We start from the raw sequence: 19,214 nt of genomic DNA, 5'->3' as shown, positions 1-19,214 counted from the left end.
TATTGTTATATCAATATCTTATAGGTGAACTATTTAGTTTTATCAGTTAATTCTGTATAGTGTAATAGTAAGTGTTGCAAGCTCTACATGTTGACAGAGTCTATCAAATCTTTTATGATTCTAAACAACAAATACTTATAAGAATAGTGGGGTTTTATAAATGAAAAAAGTACTTTTACCATTTATGCTCGTTTTATTGGCCGCTGTTTTAGTTGCCTGTGGCGGTAAAGAAGAAAGTAAGCCCAATGACTCCGCTGAAAAACCGGCAGGGCAAGACGGTCTGCTAGAAGAAGTTCTCGCAAACGGTGTACTCAATGTAGGAACAGAAGGAACTTATGCACCTTTTTCTTTTCACGATGAATCGGGGAAGTTAACAGGATATGATGTAGAAGTCACACAAGAAATTGCAAAACGATTAGGCGTGGAAGTAAAGTTTTTTGAAACACAATGGGATGCTGTTTTCGCAGGCCTAGATGCTAAGCGATTTGACATGATTGCCAACCAAGTCGGCATCAATGAAGAGCGCAAGGAAAAGTACGAGTTTTCCCAAGCTTATACACATTCAAACTCTGTTTTGGTTGTTCGTGCAGACGAGGATATTGCGTTTGATGGTATGGAAGGTAAGAAAGCTGCTCAGACACTGACTAGTAACTATGGGCAATTAGCGAAAGCAAATGGCGCAGAAATTATCAAAATCGATGGGTTTAATCAAGGTGTCGACTTGGTAATTTCCAAACGTGTGGACGGCACATATAACGATAAACTATCTGCACTCGATTATTTAAAACAAAAACCGGATGCTCCAATTAAAATTGTTGAGGAAGAAGAAATTTCCGAAGACAATCAATCGGAAAGTGCTTTTGTATTTAGACAAGGAAACGAAGATCTAATAGAAGAAATAAACAAAGCGTTGGATGCGATGCGTGAAGACGGTACATTGAAGACGATCTCCGAAAAATGGTTCGGCGAAGATGTATCTTAATACGATTGCACTAAGTCCCGAACGGATACAGAGATTCCAAGAAATCGCATCAACGTCCATCGGGCCTTTGATTGAAGGGGCTATTAAGTATACAATTCCTTTGGCAATCATCGCATTTAGTATTGGACTGATTATCGCCATCTTTACTGCATTGGCGAGGATCTCTTCTAACAAACTCTTAGAAGCAATAGCGCGGGTGTATGTATCGATTATCCGTGGAACACCTTTGCTTGTACAATTATTCATTATCTTTTACGGTTTGCCGACGATTGGTATCACAATTGATCCATTCCCATCAGCTGTCATAGGATTTTCATTGAACGTCGGTGCGTATGCATCGGAAATTATTCGTGCGGCTATTTTATCTATCCCAAAAGGGCAATGGGAAGCGGCCTATTCAATTGGAATGAATTATTCTCAAGCGTTGCGTAAGATTGTCTTACCTCAAGCAGCTCGTGTATCGGTTCCACCACTTTCTAACTCTTTTATCGGATTAGTAAAAGATACTTCACTTGCTGCGACGATTTTAGTAGCCGAGACATTCAGAAGAGCCCAGGAAATTGCCTCCATGAATTATGAATTCCTATTCGTTTATATTATGGCCGCTCTTGTCTACTGGGTGATTTGTTTCATTCTGTCTATATTCCAAGGGAGAATTGAAAAACGTTTGGATCGCGTTGTCGGTAAGTCAGGAGGGTTATCATGATTTCGATACAAGGACTGAAAAAGTCATTTGGAGATTTAGAAGTTATTAAAAACGTGGACTTGGAGATAGAACAGGGTAAAGTGGTCGTTATTATTGGACCATCTGGATCCGGTAAGTCCACGTTGCTACGTTGTTTAAATGTACTTGAAACACCGAACGGCGGAATACTTTCGATAGACGGTCAAAAATTGGACTTCAATTCCTCTGTTTCTAAAAAGTCGATCAGTGCATTTCGTCAGCTAACGGGAATGGTATTTCAAAGTTATAATCTATTCCCGCATCTGACGGCAACAGGCAATGTGACGGAAGGACTTACTACAGTCAAAAGGTTGTCACACAAAGAAGCCATTCTAAAGGCAGAATCGCTGCTAGATAAAGTGGGACTGGCTGATCATAAAGAGAAGTATCCTTTCCAACTCTCTGGCGGTCAGCAACAGCGTGTGGCCATTGCCCGAGCACTTGCGATGGACCCGAAAGTTATGTTGTTCGACGAACCAACTTCTGCCCTTGACCCCGAGCTCGTTGGAGAAGTACTTCGTGTCATGAAGGATTTGGCCCATGAAGGCATGACGATGGCTGTGGTCACACATGAAATGAGATTCGCTAAAGAGGTTGCTGATGAAGTGATCTTCATTGATGACGGTATCATTGTAGAACGTGGTGCGCCTGCTGAAATCTTCACGAATCCACAACATCAACGAACGAAGAAGTTTTTGAGTTTATTACAAGTATAACTAGAGAAAACGCTTGGCTCCTAAAGGGGAGTCAAGCGTTTTTTTGCGCGCTGAATAAGTGACGGTGTAATTTGAGTGCATGCTCATAGAAATCGCGTAAGTGATCATAGATTCCCCGCGAGCGCTCTATTACGCGTGGTGACCGCTCTATCAAAGCCCGTAGTCGCTCTATCACATCGCGAAACCGATCATAGAACAGCTACGAGCGCTCATAAAGCTTTTATTCAGGGTGCCAGCGATACGTATCAAGCGAGATCCGTCCGTTTTCGTTGAATTGAACACCTTCCGAAATTAATCGCTCTCGCTGTGTGTTTCCTTTATCCTCTGCATGATCTGGAGTGGAGATTCCTCCTTGGGCATTGATGATGCGGTGCCACGGAAGGTCATATTTAGCGCTCATAGAATGTAAAATACGTGAGATTTGTCTTGCGCCACGGGGATTACCGGCTTCCGAGGCTACTTGACCATACGTCATGACATGGCCTGGCGGAATCGCTTTAATAATCGCTACGGCCTGTTCAGTAAAAGCTTCCATAGCTATGAAAACCTCCTTTTTACTAAAGTTTAGCATAGAACTTAGTGAAGGTCATATCATCATTCGGATGACATCGAATGGCATTATGGTATTATTTATGTACAGACAGAAAGGAGAATATAAATGAGCTCCAATACACTTGAATATGCAATAACACTAGATCAACAAGATTCATTAGCCCGGTACCGGGAGGAATTTTATTTGTTGCAAGATAAAATTTACATGGATGGAAATTCACTGGGCTTGCTGTCCACGCGTGCAGAGAAGAAACTATTCGAATTGCTAGAATCCTGGAAGACTTTAGGGGTTGACGGCTGGACCGAAGGAAAGCACCCATGGTATTTCATGGCAGAACAACTAGGGGATAGAATGGCGCCGTTAGTTGGAGGGGAAAAGTCGGAAGTGATCGCGACAGGATCTACTACAACGAACTTGCATCAAATGGTCTCTACCTTTTATCGACCTTCAGGAAAGCGCACGAAAATATTGGCGGATGAATTAAACTTCCCATCAGATATTTATGCACTGCAAAGTCAGATTCGAGTACACGGTCTCGATCCGGAAGAGCATCTAGTTCGTGTGAAAAGTGAAGACGGGCTCACGCTTGATGAAAATCGAATTATCGATGCAATGACAGATGACATCGCATTGATTGTGCTTCCTTCTGTCCTATATCGCAGTGGTCAAGTGTTGGATATGAAAACGCTTACTCAGGTAGCAAGGGAAAAAGGAATTGTAATCGGATTTGATTTGTCCCATTCAATCGGTGCGGTGACTCATGAACTGCATAACTGGGATGTGGATTTCGCTTTTTGGTGTACATATAAACACTTAAACGGCGGTCCCGGAGCAGTAGGCGGGCTATTCATCAATGAACGTCATTTCGGCAAAGAGGCAGGTCTTGCTGGATGGTTCGGCTCGGATAAAACAAAGCAATTTGATATGGATCACACGATGACAGCAGCACCAGACGCAGGGGCATACCAAATCGGTACTCCGCATGTATTGAGTCTAGCTCCTTTACTCGGCTCGCTTGAAATGTTTGAGGAACTTGGAATGGATAAAGTCCGCGAGAAGTCATTGGCACTGACACGTTTCATGCTGGATTGTATTGACGATGAACTGCAAGAGTATTCGTTTGGTATCGGCAATCCACTAGATGATTCCCGTGGCGGACATTTATTATTACAGCATAACGAGGCGGCAAGAATTTGCCAAGCATTGAAAGCGCAAGGCGTGGTTCCTGACTTCAGAGCACCTGATGGTATTCGATTAGCACCGGTTGCGTTGTACAATTCATTTAAAGATGTGTGGGAAGCTGTACAAATACTTAAAACGATTATGAAAGAAGAGTTATACAAAGAATTTCCGAATGAACGTGGGGTGGTTGCATGACAAGTCAGTGGATTGATATTACACAACCATTGAATCAGCATATCGCGGAGTGGCCAGGAGATACGCCTTTTTCTTATGAAGTAGCGGTATCGAAAGAACAATCCGGTTCTGTTAACATTGGAAAATTAACGATGAGCACGCATATTGGCACACATACGGATGCTCCTTTTCATTATGACAATGATGGGTTAAGAATTTTGGAGCTGCCCGTGGACTTATATATTGGTAAGGCTTGTCTAGTAGACGTGACAGGCGTTAGTTGCGTAACACGGGCTGATCTAGAGCCGCTGGACTTTGGCGGTGCTGAACGCCTTTTATTGAAAACGGGAAGTCATCCGACACCAACGAAGTTTCCCCAGAGTTTTACAGTGATCGGTGAAGACGTCGGGCCGTTATTGAAAGAGCGTGGTATTCGTCTGATTGGTGTGGATACACCTTCCGTTGATCCGGAAACCAGTAAAGAATTATTAGGCCACCATTCGTTATATCGTAATGATGTCATCATTATCGAAAATCTAGTTTTGCATTCATTGGAAGTAGGGCACTATGAATTGATCGCATTACCATTAGCATTGGAAGAGGCGGATGGAAGTCCTGTCCGTGCAGTTGTCAGGAGGCTGGAGTCATGAAGGAGAAAGGTATTCATACGGATTTTAGGGAATCGATGACGTATGGCGAGTATTTGCATTTAGACAAGGTACTATCGAGTCAAGAGCGTCTGTCGGGTCATCATGATGAAATGTTGTTCATCATTATTCATCAGGTGAATGAACTGTGGATGAAGTTAATTTTACATGAGCTTGAAACGGCGATTGAATCAATTCAGCAAGATGAATTGCCTGAAGCGTTCAAAATGCTTGCGCGTGTTTCGAAGGTACAAACCCAAATTATTCAAGCGTGGGATGTGTTGGCTACATTGACACCTGCCGAGTACATGGAGTTCCGTGACAGTTTAGGAAAGGCATCAGGCTTCCAATCCTATCAAAACCGTTTGATTGAATTTGCATTAGGTTATAGGCAACCACAAATCATTAAAATTTATGAAAAAGATTCAGAGCTATCCGAACGATTGGCAAAAGCGTATAAAGCCCCTGGGATTTATGATGTAGCGATTCAAGCACTCGCACGTGCGGGCTTTGCTATCAACCCTGCATTACTCACACGTGACTTTTCTGTTACCTACGAAGGGGACCCAAGTGTTGCGGCTGCGTGGCTTGAAGTATATCGCGATGTAGATCGCTATTGGGATTTGTATCAATTAGCGGAAAAGCTAGTTGATATCGAAGACAGTCACCAGCAATGGCGCTTTAGACATATGAAAACAGTGGAGCGCATTATCGGCTTTAAGCAAGGGACGGGTGGATCTTCTGGTGTTCATTATTTAAGATCTGTACTAGATCATCGCTTCTTTCCAGAGCTATGGGACGTACGGACTAAAATTTGACAGACTGGCAAGCTAGCGATTATGATTGAATTTACAATAATCTGAAAATGGGAAGGTGGTATGTATAATGACGAAGAAGTCGATTAGCTATGTAGTGATGGCATTTGCACTAGTTTTGCAAATTGCTATTATGCCGTTCCAAGCTTCTGCTGCAGATCCTGAAAAAGCCCCTACGTGGATTTCTCCTATCAATTATTTAGCACTAGGGGATTCATTGGCAGCGGGTGTCACACCAACGAACGAACTGGGTATAGGGTATACCGATCTTTTAGCAGAAAAATTGGCTAAACAGGAAGTATTACTAGCAAGCAATAAAGGGTTTTCATATCCAGGCTATAAAACGGCCGATGTATTGAAGGATTTTGAAATGGACGTCACGAAGCCGATTGTCGGCATGGGACACTCCGATCAAACAGCTACCCTTCATCAATCGGTGAAAGAAGCTAACCTCATCACATTAACTATTGGAGCAAACGATGTATTGCCAAATATCAAGTTTGATGATAAGGGTACGCCGGTGTATAATTCAGGTGAACTAACAGCTGCCATGATGAAGGTCGGCACGAACACACAGCAGATCCTCGCAAAGATATATGCTTTGAATCCTGATGCACAAGTATATGTGATGGGCTATTACAATCCATTTCCTTACTTAAGTCCACAAAACCAGCCTATGGTCGAACAGTTGGTCATGTCAATAAATAGTGCGATTAAAAGTGGACTGACAGGAACTACAGCACAGTTTGTAGAGACGGCAAAGCAGATCGCTGAAGATCCTTATACGTACTTGCCTAATCCTGAAAATATTCATTTGAGTCAAGCAGGCTACAAAGTAGTAATGGATGCTTTCCACAAATCATTGATGGAGAACTACTCATGGTTTGCTAAAGACGCATTTACAGTAACAGCAAAAGATGCGACGACAGTAGAGTTAAACTGGGTACCGGTCATTGATACGGGAATGATTTCAACGTACCAGATTTTTAATGGCGACAAAATGGTAGGTGAAGTGATGTCTCCTATAGTAACGTATGAAATCACGGATCTACAGCCAAATAAAGAGTATCATTTCTCTGTTCAAGCCGTTGATCAAAACGGTAAAAAGAGCATGCAACACTTGAACGCTAAATACACACTAGACAAAGAGCCAGTAGAACCTACAGTGATGTTTACGGATATTACAAATCACTGGGCAAAAGATGTTATTGAAATGGCCGCAATGAAAGGTATCGTCAGTGGCTATGCGGATCATACATTCCGCCCTGACAAATCGTTGACGCGTGCGCAAGCTACATCTATCTTGGTCCGCGCACTGAATCTTAAGCCGAAGAGCACAAAATGGGCATTTAACGACTTAGCAGACTATGCCGACAGCACAAAGAAGGATATTCAAGCAGCTTACGACTATGGTTTAGTCAGTGGAGTGAATGGCCACTTCATGCCAAATCAGCCCATTACTCGCGCGCAGTTAGCGCTAGTACTAAGTCGGACATATGAAGTAGCAACTGGCAAACCATTCACGCCAACAGTTGCTGCACCATTTACAGATATCAAAAAGTTTTCGAAAGATACGCAATGGGCCATTGCAGGTCTTTACCAGATGAATATCGCAACAGGGGACAATGGCAAGTTCATGCCAAATGATCCTACGACGCGTGCACATGCTGCGAAGATGATTGTTCATTCAATGGAAGCTATTGCACAATAAACAGTAATAAAGTAAAAACCAAAAGACCAACCCCAGTATAGAGGTTGGTCTTTTGGTTTTGTTTAATTTTAGAACATCACACTAGCTCGAAATTGATCAACAGTGCTAGTTAAGCAAATTTCTTACGCGGTGTTTTCTTATCCACTACAGCAGCCCCTACAATATCTCCCATGACGTTGGAAGCAGTACCTGCCATACCAATTAATGCATCGACTCCGGCTATTAATGCCACGATTTCAAGTGGGAGACCAAACATGGTCAGTACAGCGGATAGCGTGACCAATCCCGCAGCAGGAACACCTGCAGTGCCAATGGAAAGCAATGTTCCGATTGCAATAACAGTGATCAAGTCTCCAACTGATAAGTTCAGATTCGTAATATTCGCTGCGAAGACGATGGAAATACCCATCCGTAATGCACCACCGTCAGAATTGAAGACTGCACCAAGTGGTAGAGCGAAGTTCGCTGTATTCTCGGAGACACCCGCTTTCTTTGCGGATTCAATAGCAATCGGCAATGATGCAATACTACTTGAAGTGAAAAATGCAGTTGTATAGGCATCCTTCGTATTGCGATAAAACGGTAATACAGGATTTCCAAACAGTTTCAGGAATCCGCTGTATACAAAGAGCCAGAGAATCAATATGCCTAGATAGAAGACCCCAACGAATGAAAGTAATCCAAGGAATGTTTCCAAGCCTTGTTGACCAAAGGCCGTGACACTGATTGCGAAAATACCAATAGGTGCGTATAATAAGACGCCATCAAGTATTTTATAGAACATTGTATTTAGTGCACTAAAGAAACGATCAAGCAAATCACCCATCTCAACAAGTTTCGTATCTTTAGAAAACTTCATTGAAGACATGGCCATGCCAATAATGACCGCAACAAATAAAATTGCCATCAAATCACCAGCTGTAAAGGCTGCGAAAATGTTTTTTGGTACGATTTGCAATAGAACTTCCGAGAATCCCGGGGTAACTGGTGGTTCTACAACTGCATCAGTAGGCAGTGTTAAATTATTTCCCGGTTTGATCCACATAGCCAATGTTAATCCGATCAATACCGCTGCGGCAGTTGTTACTGCATAGTATAGAATGAGTTTCCCGCCCATTTTACCTAGCTGGGCTAAATTCATTTGATTGACGGCCATAACAACTGTAAGAAAAATGACTGGGATCGCAATAAGGCTGAGTAAATTTAGCAGCAATGTCCCAAATGGCTCGAGGAAAGTAGTATATTCATTAAAAAAGATGCCGAGTAATGTACCGGCGATAAATCCAATTGTGATTTTAGCAACAAAAGGTGTGTTCTTATATTTATTCCAAATAGGGTTCACTCTCCCGTTCGTATCCTTATTATTCAAGTAGATCATTTCATCATATCATATAGATGCGAGAAAGTTATATTCATTAACATCCATTTACTTTACTTTTTATCGCAATAAGCTTAAAATAATATTAATGGTTAGGTACCCTAACTAATTAATTGAGGAGAAGAACATATGAAAAAATACCAACAGTTTTTCACTGAGTATATTCAGTTTTATCGTCCTGTGTTGAATCGTTTAAATACATTACTGGCACCCTATCAATTATTTCATTCGCAGTGGGGCATACTAAAGTTACTGTGGTTTGAAGGCGAAATGACTTCCGCAGAAATAGCGGTACGCAAACAAGTGGAGAAACCGAGTGTAACCAAAATCATTCAACGCTTATTGGAAATGGAAATGGTAACTATTCGACCTGGAACAGATCGAAGAGAAAAATGGATTGTATTAACACCAAAAGGGGAAGCTACGGTTATCAAGGTGATGGCCGACTTGGAAGTATTTTACGAAGGATTACTTGAAGGCGCTACACGAGAAGATATAGAAGCAGGTATCCGTATTATGAAGTTAGCTAACCAAAATCTACATAAATAAGAGAGTGATCGAATGGAGAATAAGAAAATTTGGACAAAGGACTTTATTGTAATATCTATTATTAATTTCTTTTTGATGCTGGTGATGTATTTACTTATTGTCACCATCGCACCTTTTTCGGTAGAAGAATATGGTGTATCGACTAGTGTTGCAGGACTTGTATCAGGTATTTTCATCATCGGTACACTTATTGCACGTCTGGCAGTAGGCGGATTGATAGAAAGGATGGGGAGTCGAAATATCTTATTGATCGGATTAGCTGTAACTATAGTAGCCTCTGCGTTTTACTTTGGTGCTGTTAGCTTACCATTATTGATGGCCAACAGATTCCTTCATGGAATTGGTCTTGGTATTTCTTCTACCGCAACAGGTACTATGGTGGCTCAAATGCTTCCGCCATCACGAAGAGGTGAAGGGATTGGGTATTTTAGTTTAAGCACAGTGTTGGCAACGGCTATTGGACCGTTCTTCGGTATCTTCCTTAGCCAACGTTATGAGTTCAATGTGCTCTTTATGTTTTGTTTAGCTATTAGTGTCTGCTGTGGAGCGATGTTCTTTTTCGTTAAGAAGACACCAGCGGTTATGCCTAAAAAGGATTTACCAGAGGCCGTGAAGAAACTTGGCGTTCGGGGTTTATTGGAAATGCGTGCATTACCTATTGCATTCGTTACGTTATTAGCGGCTGTAGCATATTCGGGTGTGTTATCATTCATTTCGTTTTATGCAGCAGAAATCAACTTGGTAAGTACAGCTAGCTTCTTCTTTTTAGTCTATGCCATTGCTGTACTGTTCTCAAGACCGTACACAGGCAAGCTGTTGGATGTAAAGGGTAATAATTTTGTTGTTTATCCTTCACTCATACTATTTGCGGGAGGATTGCTATTGTTAAGCGCCACAAGTGCAGGGTGGATGTTACTTCTAGCAGGGGGCATTATTGGGCTCGGCTTTGGTAACTTCCAATCGTGTGCACAAGCGATTGCTTTGCAAGGTGTGAAGCCTGAGCGTTTAGGTGTGGCTACATCGACATTCTTTATCTTCCTCGATTTCGGATTCGGATTCGGACCCTACGTACTAGGGTTGCTTGTACCGATTATCGGCTACCAAGAACTATACTTAGTACTAATGCTCGTTGTCATTATTGCGTTAGCGTTCTTCATGTTATTCAGTCGGACCCGCAGACGTCCTGTTGTGGAATAAGTTTAATACATTATATAAAAAAGACACTACAATGTTCACTTTGTAGTGTCTTTTTATAAACATGTTAGGCAATTTCGTCCATTACGTTTAGAAGCATACTGGGCATCGTCAGCTCTAACGTAAATATTACTGGATTGATCACCATCCTGATAACTTGTGATTCCCATACTGACAGTGATCGCTATACTGACCCATTCTGAATCCTGTATATAGCGGCGAAGATCTTCTGCCTTTGTACAGTTATTTTGATGATTAGGGTCGTCAAATAGTACGGCAAACTCTTCTCCACCAATACGCGCTACTAAGTCTGGAGAATCAATTCTGTTCTCTAGCTTACAAGCCAGCTCCTTCAATACATCATCGCCTACTTGATGGCCATGAGTATCGTTGACAGTTTTGAAATGGTCAATATCAAATAGCAGTAAAGAAAATGAGTGCGCCTCGTAGTGTTCTGCACGATCAATCGCGGCATCGAGACTTCTTTGAAACACGCGACGATTATACAGTCCAGTCAATTCGTCGCGAGTAGCCAACTCTTGCAATTCTCCATTTAACTCCAAAAGTTGTTGTTGCTTGTACTCTACTTCTTCGAGCAATCCAAGTAGTTTATTGTAAGCTTCATCTGTTCGTTGCTGAATTCGCTCTGCTTCTTTCTTAGACTTCAACAACTGATTTTCGTATTCATCTCGTACTTTAATCTGCACGATCACTCCTTCATACAGTCCATCGCGTTCACTGACATTCATTAATACAGGAACTGTTCGTTTTTCTACTTTGAAGTTTAAATACATTTCCCGTACTTCTTGATGTACAGAAATAGAAGGTACAAAATAGGTCTGAAAATATATTCTGGATGGAACTGTTAACACATCATGCATATGGCACGGCATTTTATTCAAGCGCAATATATCTCGCATCGTCTTATTCATTTCAACAAATTCCCAATCACTTGTTAAGACGAAATATCCGCAAGGCAATAAGTTCAACCGCTCATCCATGATTTATACGCTCCTGTCCTTTTCAATAAAACGTGTAATTTCCTTAATCGTCTCTTCAGGATGACTGATGTGTGGATTATGCCCTTTTGCTTCCATGATAACCAATTCGCTGCCCGAAATGCAGTTTTTGATATAGTGACCTACTTCAATCGGTACGATCGTGTCTTCGGTTGGCTGTAAAATAAGCGCTTTTGTCGTAACCTTAGATAATTCTCCACGAACATCTGACATGAATGTTGCTTCCGCAAAGCGTCGTGCAATAGCGGGATCATTTGTATCCAGCATGCACTCAAACTCTTCAGATAGATGTGGACGGTCTTCATTTTTCATCGCAATCGGCGCTAGATACTTAGTGAATTCTTTATAGTTCATCTCCATCATATCAAGCAATTCATCAATATCCTCACGTTCAAAACCACCAATGTAATTAGGTTCATTCAAATAGTGAGGTGAAGGACCAATCATGATTAGTTTCTCCATCAGATCAGGTCTTTGGATTGAGGCAAGTACACCAATCATTCCACTTACGGAGTGTCCGACATAGATAATGTTTTTTAGTTTCAGTGCGTCACACACTTCTATTACATCTAAAGCATAGCCAGGCAATGTTTCATAGCGTTCTGCTGAATAAGCCGTTTTATCACTTTTGCCAGAGCCGACATAGTCGAATGTCACAACTTGATAATGTTCTTCAAAAGCAGGTATGACATGATTCCATACCGTCTGATCACAACCAAAGCCGTGTGCGAACATGATAGTTTGTTCTCCTGAACCTGTTATATGTACTGCGTTTCTTTTCTTGATATCTATAGACATACACCCAAATCCCTTCTGAAGACAATCACTCAAATTATTACCATTGTAGCATAGAATATAGATTGTATTATAATATTTAGACGATAAACTAAAAAAACACCTGTGAGTATTCTCACAGGTATTTATTCTTAGTTTGTGTAGTTATCGAAGTATCCTTGGATAAAGACGATAGGTGTACCTTTGTCGCCGCTGCCTGAAGTTAGGTCAGATAATGAACCGATTAAATCCGTCAGCTTACGAGGAGTCGTTCCTTGTGAAGCCATGGATCCCATTAGATTAGTATCTTTCTTCTCAATGAAATCAGTAACAGCTTTCTTTAGCTCTTCTCCACGTAACTCAGAGAAATCATTATCAGCCAAGTATTTTAGTTTCACTTCATTTGGAATACCGTCAAGGCCTTCCGTATAAGCAGGTGATACGACTGGATCAGCCAGTTCCCAAATCTTACCTACCGGGTCTTTAAATGCACCGTCTCCGTACACCATTACTTCAATGTGTTTTCCAGTTCGATCTTTAAGCATTTTCTGGATGTTGTCTACTATAGGCTGACAGCTATGTGGGAATAGTTTGATACTGTCTTCTTGAGCTTTGTTTGCGCCGAGTAAACCGAACTCTTCATTGTAGCCACTGCCGTCAATGGAAGTTGCCAAGATGTCGTCTAGGCTGTAAATCTTTTCGGCACCGTTTGCTTCCAAAATACGCTTTGTTCTAAAACGTGTATGAATATCGCATGTCAAGACTGTCTTCGTATAGTCCAAAATCGTTCTCGCATTATTGGAGAAAATGACCTCGTGTTCTACACCGAACTCGTCCATCAATGATTTATAGTATTCGATATAATCAACGCCCGTGAATGGGTGTTTGTTATCACCGAAATGCTCTCTGAACTCTGCTTCAGTCAATACATCAGTCCAAGGATTAACTCCCTTTTCATCTAAACGATCTAGCTCAACCAAGTGATTACCGACTTCATCGGAAGGGTAGCTAAGCATCAAGACGATTTTCTTTGCACCTTTCGCGATACCGCGTAAGCAGTTTCCAAAACGGTTGCGGCTAAGAATAGGGAAAATGACACCAATCGTATCATCACCGAATTTTGCTTCAATATCCTTAGCGATATCGCTGATCGTTGCATAGTTACCTTGTGCACGCGCTACAATCGACTCTGTGATCGAGACGATATCTTTATCTTGAAATGTAATGTTTTCTTTTTCAGATGCTTCTATGACACTGTCCACTACGATCTGTTCAATATTGTCGCCTTCATTAATGATTGGGCAACGCAATCCTCTAACAACCGTTCCTACAACTCTTCCCAAAACAATCGCTCCTTAGTGAAACTTATTTGATCACTCTTCTTTGTATTATAGCGTGCTTTCATGGTATAAGTAAAATTAATATACTTAATAGGGGATATAAGGTGGGGTTATATGTCTATCAATTTGGAGTGGTATAAAGTATTCCGTACAGTTGTTCAAAACGAAAGCTTTTCAAAAGCGGCAAGGAGTCTTTTCATGACACAACCCGCAGTCAGCCAGATTATTTCACAGTTGGAACGAGCATTAGATACACGCCTGTTTAATAGGACTTCCAAAGGTGTCACACTGACAGATGAGGGATCGTTACTATATGAGTATGTCAATTCGGCACTGAATTTAATCGAGGCAGGCAATGAAAAGTTAAAGGAATTGAAAAACCTCTCTTCAGGTGAATTAAAGATTGGGGTAGGGGACACGATTTCTCGTTATTATCTGCTTCCTTACCTAGAAGCTTTTCATACAAACTTTCCAAGTATCCGCTTCAAGATCATTAATGGCACAACATTGGAATTGATCGCTGCGCTGAAGTCAGGTGAAGTGGACATCGTGATTTGTAATTTTCCAATTGAAGATGATTCTTTGGAGAAACGCGCTTGTTTCGATGTGCAGGATACCTTTGTTTACGGCGAGAGGTTTAAAAAGTTGTTCATGAAGCCTGTACCGTTGCAGGAACTTTCGAGATTACCATTGATTTTACTAGAGCCGAAGTCCAATTCCCGTCAGTATGTGGAGGAATATTTGCTGAAGCAAGGCGTCAAGATCTATCCCGAGTTCGAGTTAGGTTCGCATGAGCTATTGCTGGAGTTTGCGCAGATTAATTTAGGGATTGCTTGCGTCGTAAGGGAGTTTTCAGCGGAGTATCTAGAACAAGGCAAGCTGCAGGAAGTAGAGTTTTTGGAGCCCATTCCTAAGCGTAGCATCGGTGTTTGCTACCTAAAGGGAGTGTCATTATCACCAGCCGCTTCGAAGTTTATTGGGATATTGGAGAAGAATTAGATAGGATGGCAGGGTGTTGGGATTGGGATTTACGCTTCGGAGGGGACGCGTGTCTTACGGGCGGGCGGTGAACCACACCCCTTCGCTTCGCTCGCAGGGTGTTTCACCTGTCCCGCTGATCCTCCCAGAGTCGCCCCTCCTACGCTCCAATCCCTCGCAATGTAAGTGGGTGATACTTTTTGTTCTGCATTAAAATACGTGTTGTAATAGATTTTTAACTTCAGTACTTGAATTTAAAAAGTTAGGACAAAATAATAATTCAAATACTACGTTCAATGAGTGATTTAAGTAACTGTACTATCAACGTAGGATGGAAGCGGAAGTTGGCGGCGAAGTGCAAAGACGTGCTCCTAACGCTGCGCTTTTACTCGCAAAAGCCGTCCTTCGTTACGGCTCTTCCCGCAGGCCCATGGGAAAGCGTCCGCCAACTGGAGCTTCCATCCCGAACCACTCACAAACTCATTCACCACTTTTAAGCACTTGACCTTGAACTTAAGTGCCTTGTGACTCTGAACTAAACTCCATACATAAAAAAGGCTGTCGCAAGAAGGGGATCTTCTTGTGACAGCCTGTGTTTGATTATGCGTAAATATTACGATCCCAGAAACGGTGGTGTGCAACAGCCTCTACCCATTGCTCGCCTTCGCCTGAAACTGTCAAGTCCATCAAAATACCAGGACCTGGTTTTGCCTTCGACTTCTCCATCAACTCTTTCGCCGCTGGAGCAGATCCGATTGGCTTAAAATGCATATACGCTTCATTAACGAAATCAGCGACATCTGCATCGAACTTCTGTTGTTGCTTCGCTTTCCCACCCACAACATACAATGCATCGTATAGAACCGAATGTACCGTCAGTAGCGTTTCGTCGACATCGACTGTCGCTCCGTTCTGTCCGGTCAGCTTACCGAACTTCTCGCTCACAATATCAACTGTCATACCTGCGTCCAATGAAGCCTTCAAAAATGGCTCAAGTGCATTATCGTCAAATTGGTCTGCAATCAATACGGCTACTGTACGCGTATCAGGCACTTTCGCCATGTTTTCCTGACTAAGGGCAGGGGATGACTTGGATTCGGTGGACTGCGAAACATCAGTTGGTGCATCGACACCGACTGCATCTGCAACTTGAGTCGCCATATCCATATCGACATTAGCAAACATATCTACCGCTTGTTTTCTCACATTCATATCATTCACTTTCCCAATTTCAAAGCTGAACGCTGCGATGATATGCTCTTTTTCCGCGTCGGACATACTGTTCCAGAATAGACGGGCCTGTGAGAAATGATCCTTAAACGAATCACTTCGGGCTTGTATTTTGCGACCTTCTACCTTCTCTTGGTAATGTACATAACCGCCATCTTCCTCGGAACTCGTGTCTGGTTTATTATTGGATAATGAATTGTTATGATAGTGAGTCTGTCCGACATTGATCGTTTGTCTGCCATATCCATCACGCTGGTTATTGTGGAATGGACAGACCGGTCGGTTGATAGGTAACTCATGGAAGTTAGGTCCGCCTAGACGGATCAACTGCGTATCTGTATAAGAGAACAGTCTTCCTTGTAGCAATGGATCATTCGAGAAATCAATTCCAGGTACTACGCTGCCGGGGTGGAATGCTACTTGTTCCATTTCAGCAAATACATTGTCTACGTTGCGGTTTAAAGTCATTTTCCCAATGATCTTTACCGGAATGTCTTCCTCGGGCCATAACTTAGTAGGATCTAGAATGTCAAAATCAAATTTGAATTCATCTTTTTCTTCTAGTAACTGTACGCCAAGTTCAAATTCCACGAAGTTTCCATTTTCAATTGATTCCCATAAATCACGACGATGGAAATCAGGATCTTTACCGTTAATCTTCTGCGCTTCATCCCAAACTAATGAGTGGGCACCGAGTTTTGGTTTCCAATGGAATTTCACAAAGTGCGCTTCACCTTGATCGTTTACAAAGCGATACGTGTGAACACCAAAACCTTCCATCATTCGGAAACTCCGAGGAATGGCACGGTCGGACATTTGCCACATGACCATATGTGCAGATTCCTGGTTGTTCGCAACAAAATCCCAAAATGTATCATGTGCTGAAGCGGCTTGCGGCATTTCGTTATGAGGCTCGGGCTTCACAGCATGTACTAAGTCAGGGAATTTAATAGCGTCTTGAATAAAGAAAACCGGTATATTATTTCCGACTAGATCATAGTTTCCTTCTTGCGTATAGAACTTCACAGCAAAACCTCGCGCGTCACGTACGGTTTCAGCGGAACCTTTACTCCCTGCTACACTAGAGAATCTAGTGAATACAGGAGTTTTGATACCTGGTTCCTGTAAGAATCCTGCTTTCGTATACTTCTTCATAGACTCGTACACTTCGAATTCACCATGCGCCGCAAATCCTCGTGCGTGAACTACCCGCTCCGGAATCCGCTCGTGGTCAAAGTGCGTCATTTTCTCTCGGAAATGGAAATCCTCGATCAACGTCGGACCACGCGTCCCTGCTTTTAGGGAGTGCTCATCTTCTGAAATCTTCAAACCTTGATTCGTTGTCATAGCGTGTTCGCCATCGTATGCGCGAAACGTCTCTAGTTGTTTATTTTTACTCTCTTCATTTACTTGATGATCTTTCTTCACATAAAATCCTCCCATCGTAAAATAGTAGTCTGCCTTTCCTATTCCCCAATTACGAGAGGATAAACTGAAGACTATATTCTACCGGAACGTATGATGGAAAATAATAAATAAGTAAACATTAAGGCTGCGATGACCGCGCCGACTTCAATGAGAGGTAACTTTAAGAAGAGAGCTGTTTGTCCAGCGATAGCAGAACCGATAATGAGACCAACCATGAGAATGCTAAATGCCAACAACACAATACTTAAGGATAAGCGATTGGCAATCTTATCAAGCCGGCGGAATATAATGTTCGTTTGCTTCAAGCCGACGTCTAATTCCACTTTACCTTTTTCTATAGTTTTGATAGCTTTTTTCATATCGTTTGGTAACTCGGATAAAATTTCAGCATTCTTTACAAAGGTATGCCAGCCGTTTTCCAGTAAGTAGCGTGGGTCGAATTGTTTGAACACCATCTTTTTACCATACGGTTCGATGGCTTTCATAATACTGAAAGAAGGATCCAACTTTCCTAGTACACCTTCAAGTGTAAGAATCACTTTTACAAGAATGGCGATTTCATTCGGCAGACGTATGCGGTGTCGATAAGCAATTGAGAAAATCTCCATGAATACATCACCTAATCTTAAGTCTGTAAGTGATGTTTCATAATATTTCCGCTGAATAATCTGCAAGTCACGATACAATGCATCTGTGTTAGTTTTTTCATGTAAAATATTCATAGCTTCGAATACATCGATTAATCGAGCGATATTTCCTCTTTGTAAGGCGACGAGTAAGGAAATGAAATGATAAGTCATTTCCTTACTTAGTTGACCGACCATACCGAAATCTAAATAATGAATAACGTTTCCAGGTGCAATGAAAATATTACCCGGATGGGGATCACCGTGGAAAAAGCCGTTTTCCATTACTTGAGAAAGCATAGAATCCGCAATTCTTTCTGCGATCACCTTACGATCATACCCTTCGCGGTCTAGTTGTCCGACATTGCTCACTTTAATACCTGTGACCAGTCCCGCTGTTAGGACAACACGCGTAGTGTATTCATCGTAGACTACTGGGACTTGAATCGTAGGATCTTTCACAAATTGTTGCGAGATCCGTTCAGCGTTACGGCCTTCCAGTTGGTAATCTAGTTCCTCCCGTAGTGAATGGGAGAATTCATAGATTAAATCTTTTATATGATACGCTTTCGCCCAGTCCATATTCTTCTCGAGAAACCCTGCCAAGTCGTGCAAGATGGCTAGGTCAGTATTTATTTGTCGTTGGATATTAGGTCGCTGGATTTTCACCGCTACGTGTTCACCGCTAGGCAAACGAGCGGTATGCACTTGACCTATAGAAGCTGAAGCGAGTGGTTTTTCATTGAATTCCAAGAAGAGTTCTTCAATCGTTCCACCTAATTGATGCTCGATGATTTCCCTCACGACTTCAAATGGAAAAGATTCTACGTGGTCTTGTAGTTTCTCAAGCTCTGAAGCAATTTCCTCAGGCACTAAATCCCGACGGCCGCTGGCGATTTGCCCAAGCTTTACGAAAGTTGGTCCAAGTTGTTCTAATGCAGTTCGTAGTTTTTTACCGACATGATACAAATTCAAATCAACTTGTTCGTCCGCAGAAGCGAATTTACGATCTGTCAGTCCAAGACGAAATAAGATGTGACTAAATCCATTTCTTAAAAAGACATTGATGATTTCTTGTGAACGTTGTGCATTTTTCATTCTTCGTTTTAACAAAAAGAACACCTCCGTATCTACCCTCTCTACAAAAGATACCATTGAACTCGTATAATTAAACACTAAAAAGGTCTCCGTCCT

Annotated in this window: 17 protein-coding genes; 10 read left to right on the top strand and 7 right to left on the bottom strand. The window is 41.9% G+C overall.

Annotated features, from left to right (window positions below; genetic code table 11):
* The first annotated feature begins 160 nt into the window (after positions 1-160).
* The 3 genes from SporoP32a_RS08790 to SporoP32a_RS08780 are packed head-to-tail and all read left to right on the top strand — an operon-like array spanning position 161 to position 2,422.
* Positions 161-982, top strand: coding sequence for an amino acid ABC transporter substrate-binding protein (locus SporoP32a_RS08790; protein WP_085427553.1), 822 nt, complete (start codon positions 161-163; stop codon positions 980-982).
* On the top strand, positions 972-1,688 hold the full coding sequence (locus SporoP32a_RS08785) for an amino acid ABC transporter permease (protein WP_085427552.1): 717 nt from the start codon (positions 972-974) through the stop codon (positions 1,686-1,688). The genes SporoP32a_RS08790 and SporoP32a_RS08785 overlap by 11 nt, the downstream gene beginning before the upstream one ends.
* The gene (locus SporoP32a_RS08780) at positions 1,685-2,422 is read left to right on the top strand and encodes an amino acid ABC transporter ATP-binding protein (protein ID WP_085427551.1); all 738 of its coding nucleotides are present in this window, start codon (positions 1,685-1,687) and stop codon (positions 2,420-2,422) included. Before SporoP32a_RS08785 ends, SporoP32a_RS08780 begins: the two co-directional genes overlap by 4 nt.
* Before the next feature lie 220 nt (positions 2,423-2,642).
* Here the strand turns inward: SporoP32a_RS08780 and SporoP32a_RS08775 are convergent, their stop codons facing one another.
* Entirely contained in the window at positions 2,643-2,957 is a 315-nt protein-coding gene (locus SporoP32a_RS08775) for an MGMT family protein (protein ID WP_085427550.1), read from the bottom strand.
* 123 nt (positions 2,958-3,080) lie between these two features.
* Between SporoP32a_RS08775 and kynU the strand changes: the two genes are divergently transcribed.
* From kynU to SporoP32a_RS08755, 4 genes are all read left to right on the top strand, one after another.
* Positions 3,081-4,352 (top strand): kynureninase, encoded by a 1,272-nt coding sequence (gene kynU, locus SporoP32a_RS08770; RefSeq protein ID WP_085427549.1) that lies wholly within the window; start codon positions 3,081-3,083, stop codon positions 4,350-4,352.
* Positions 4,349-4,981: an arylformamidase gene (gene kynB / locus SporoP32a_RS08765; RefSeq protein WP_085427548.1), complete on the top strand. Its 633-nt coding sequence runs from the start codon at positions 4,349-4,351 to the stop codon at positions 4,979-4,981. Before kynU ends, kynB begins: the two co-directional genes overlap by 4 nt.
* Positions 4,978-5,796 carry a tryptophan 2,3-dioxygenase gene (kynA, locus tag SporoP32a_RS08760; RefSeq protein WP_085427547.1) on the top strand — a complete coding sequence of 273 codons (819 nt, stop codon included), beginning with the start codon at positions 4,978-4,980 and terminating at the stop codon, positions 5,794-5,796. The genes kynB and kynA overlap by 4 nt, the downstream gene beginning before the upstream one ends.
* A gap of 67 nt (positions 5,797-5,863) precedes the next feature.
* Entirely contained in the window at positions 5,864-7,504 is a 1,641-nt protein-coding gene (locus SporoP32a_RS08755; RefSeq protein WP_085427546.1) for an S-layer homology domain-containing protein, read from the top strand.
* A 109-nt stretch (positions 7,505-7,613) separates the two neighbouring features.
* Here the strand turns inward: SporoP32a_RS08755 and SporoP32a_RS08750 are convergent, their stop codons facing one another.
* Complete coding sequence (locus tag SporoP32a_RS08750; protein WP_232319499.1) at positions 7,614-8,873, bottom strand: dicarboxylate/amino acid:cation symporter; 1,260 nt, start codon at positions 8,871-8,873, stop codon at positions 7,614-7,616.
* A gap of 138 nt (positions 8,874-9,011) precedes the next feature.
* Here SporoP32a_RS08750 and SporoP32a_RS08745 point away from each other — a divergent pair, with 138 nt between their 5' ends.
* The gene (locus SporoP32a_RS08745) at positions 9,012-9,431 is read left to right on the top strand and encodes a MarR family winged helix-turn-helix transcriptional regulator (protein ID WP_085427544.1); all 420 of its coding nucleotides are present in this window, start codon (positions 9,012-9,014) and stop codon (positions 9,429-9,431) included.
* A gap of 12 nt (positions 9,432-9,443) precedes the next feature.
* Positions 9,444-10,628 carry an MFS transporter gene (locus SporoP32a_RS08740; protein WP_085427543.1) on the top strand — a complete coding sequence of 395 codons (1,185 nt, stop codon included), beginning with the start codon at positions 9,444-9,446 and terminating at the stop codon, positions 10,626-10,628.
* Positions 10,629-10,681: 53 nt separating this feature from the next.
* On the opposite strand, the gene SporoP32a_RS08735 is transcribed toward SporoP32a_RS08740, so the two are convergent.
* The 3 genes from SporoP32a_RS08735 to SporoP32a_RS08725 form a co-directional block, all read right to left on the bottom strand.
* Positions 10,682-11,626, bottom strand: a complete 945-nt coding sequence (locus tag SporoP32a_RS08735) for a GGDEF domain-containing protein (RefSeq protein WP_085427542.1) — start codon at positions 11,624-11,626, stop codon at positions 10,682-10,684.
* Positions 11,627-11,629: 3 nt separating this feature from the next.
* Entirely contained in the window at positions 11,630-12,442 is an 813-nt protein-coding gene (locus SporoP32a_RS08730) for an alpha/beta fold hydrolase (protein WP_085427541.1), read from the bottom strand.
* 128 nt (positions 12,443-12,570) lie between these two features.
* Positions 12,571-13,761, bottom strand: coding sequence for a coenzyme F420-0:L-glutamate ligase (locus SporoP32a_RS08725; RefSeq protein ID WP_085427540.1), 1,191 nt, complete (start codon positions 13,759-13,761; stop codon positions 12,571-12,573).
* A gap of 111 nt (positions 13,762-13,872) precedes the next feature.
* Between SporoP32a_RS08725 and SporoP32a_RS08720 the strand changes: the two genes are divergently transcribed.
* Positions 13,873-14,757 carry a LysR family transcriptional regulator gene (locus tag SporoP32a_RS08720; RefSeq protein WP_085427539.1) on the top strand — a complete coding sequence of 295 codons (885 nt, stop codon included), beginning with the start codon at positions 13,873-13,875 and terminating at the stop codon, positions 14,755-14,757.
* 579 nt (positions 14,758-15,336) lie between these two features.
* On the opposite strand, the gene SporoP32a_RS08715 is transcribed toward SporoP32a_RS08720, so the two are convergent.
* Together SporoP32a_RS08715 and SporoP32a_RS08710 are read right to left on the bottom strand one after the other, a co-directional pair.
* The gene (locus SporoP32a_RS08715) at positions 15,337-17,394 is read right to left on the bottom strand and encodes a catalase (RefSeq protein WP_085427538.1); all 2,058 of its coding nucleotides are present in this window, start codon (positions 17,392-17,394) and stop codon (positions 15,337-15,339) included.
* Between the two features lie 71 nt (positions 17,395-17,465).
* On the bottom strand, positions 17,466-19,142 hold the full coding sequence (locus SporoP32a_RS08710; RefSeq protein WP_232319638.1) for an ABC1 kinase family protein: 1,677 nt from the start codon (positions 19,140-19,142) through the stop codon (positions 17,466-17,468).
* Positions 19,143-19,214: the final 72 nt, after the last annotated feature.

This window comes from Sporosarcina ureae (assembly GCF_002109325.1).
Classification (GTDB): domain Bacteria; phylum Bacillota; class Bacilli; order Bacillales_A; family Planococcaceae; genus Sporosarcina; species Sporosarcina ureae_C.
The sequence above is the reverse complement of the archived record's forward strand: the minus strand, read 5'-3'. Positions and strand labels throughout refer to the sequence as shown.